We start from the raw sequence: 207 nt of genomic DNA on the forward strand, positions 1-207 counted from the left end.
GTGTCGGCGGCGGCTGAATTTTGACCCGTTTTGGGCGGTTGAAACGTGACCCCCGTGTCGTTGGTTGTTGTCGGTCAGTCGGTTTCGGTCGGGGTGGTGGGGACGCGGCCGAGGCTGCGGCCTTTCATGCTGCGGTAGGAGTCGCCTTTGAGGGAGTGGACCTCGGCGTGGTGGACGAGGCGGTCGATCATGGCGGCGGCGACGGTC

1 protein-coding gene is annotated in these 207 nt (G+C 65.7%); it reads right to left on the reverse strand.

The window, feature by feature from the left end; genetic code table 11:
• Positions 1 to 74 precede the first annotated feature (74 nt).
• Complete coding sequence (locus RMT89_RS45815; RefSeq protein ID WP_399499159.1) at positions 75 to 191, reverse strand: hypothetical protein; 117 nt, start codon at positions 189 to 191, stop codon at positions 75 to 77.
• Positions 192 to 207 lie beyond the last annotated feature (16 nt).

It is taken from the genome of Streptomyces sp. P17 (assembly GCF_032436805.1).
Lineage (GTDB): Bacteria > Actinomycetota > Actinomycetes > Streptomycetales > Streptomycetaceae > Streptomyces.